This is a genomic window from Novosphingobium sp. BAM6 (genome assembly GCF_057784955.1).
Map to the genome: position 1 here is coordinate 1 of NZ_JBYNTR010000032.1, position 1,405 is coordinate 1,405.

1 protein-coding gene is annotated in these 1,405 nt (G+C 62.0%); it reads right to left on the bottom strand.

Annotated features, from left to right (window positions below):
* Nucleotides 1-88: 88 nt before the first annotated feature.
* Nucleotides 89-1,345: an IS701 family transposase gene (locus AC3EC3_RS19740; RefSeq protein WP_488491275.1), complete on the bottom strand. Its 1,257-nt coding sequence runs from the start codon at nucleotides 1,343-1,345 to the stop codon at nucleotides 89-91.
* Nucleotides 1,346-1,405: the final 60 nt, after the last annotated feature.

The following is a 1,405-nucleotide window of genomic DNA, read 5'->3' on the forward strand; positions in this document are numbered from 1 at the left end:
GCACTACTTTGGCAGAATTGTGTTTGGAGGTCTGGTGAGGGCGCATCCACAGTGAGGGCAACGCCCTGACGGTAAGCCAGACAATCGGTCAAGAATGGCCTGGCGCACTGCTGGCAGGCTGGGTTGAGGAGGCGGGCCTAGGACTCTTTTTTTCCCGGCCCGCCTGAGCGAGCCTTCGAGATTGCAAGAAGGCGTAGGCCATCATCGACATCAGAGCATGGCGGTGAAGTCCGGTCCAGGATCGGCCCTCGAAGTGATCCATTCCCAGCTCTTCCTTGAGTTGCTGGTGCGCCTGTTCGCAGATCCAGCGCGCTTTGATCGCGCCAGCGAGAGCCTTGATCGGGGTGTCTGCGGGCAGATTGGAAAGATAGTATTTGCGCTCGCCATTCGAGCGGTGCTCACCGACCAGCCAAACTTCCTCGCCCGGCATATGCTGGGCTCCGGCGGAGCCGATCCGCTGGGGCGCACCGTCGGCAATGCGTACCCGTACGGCAGCAAAGCGTGCAGCCAAACGTCCCTTGGTTCCCTTGCGCCAACTGACCTGTCGCCACTTCGCGCCTTCGAGCATGACATGCGCAGCCACGGATTTGACGTCCGGCACATGCCGCACCCGTGGGCGACCGCGGCCTGCGACCGGGAAGATCAGTTGCACATCGGCCGGATAGACTTTCTGGTGGCGCGGGATGCCCACCGCCCAGCAAAGGCGACGCGCGCTCAGTGCCTGCCGAAACGGTGCGGACAGTCCGTAACCGGCATCGGCCAGCACACAGCCGAAGCGCACACCAGCAGCGATGACACGATCGATCTCCTCGATCGCGATCTCGGGCTTCGTGCGGTATTCCTGCAAAGGAGCAGGCACGCCCGCCTTGTCCATGCGCACGGTATCGCTCGTCCAGCTTTCCGGCAGAAACAGCCGCAAGCTCAGCATGAGCGGAACTTCGCCTGAGGCGAGTGTCACCGACACCAGCGTCTGGCAATTCGCATTCTTGCCCAGCGCCGTAGCGTACTGAGGCGCGACGCCAACGGAGGCCTTGCCCTTCTTGGGCAGCGCGGTGTCGTCGATGATCAGCCAGGCTCCGTCGCCACCAACCAATCCATTCGCCTGGTTCCACAAGGTTGCTTCCAGCGGGGCGCTGTCCCACACGCCGGCTCCGATGAAATGATGCAGCCGGTCATAGGGTATCGCATCGGAACGGGCTGCAATGGGCTGGATGCTCTTGCGATCTCCTGGCCCGATCAGACCTGCTATATAGGCCGGGCACATTCGGCGCCGCGTCTTGTTACCCAGACCTTCCAGATACGGCGCGAGCCACCGCTCAAGATCTGCCTGCCAGTCATCATCCATCGCCAGCCTCCGTCAAAGCTGGCTCCCCATGAATCACAATTCTGCCAAAGTAGTGCTAGG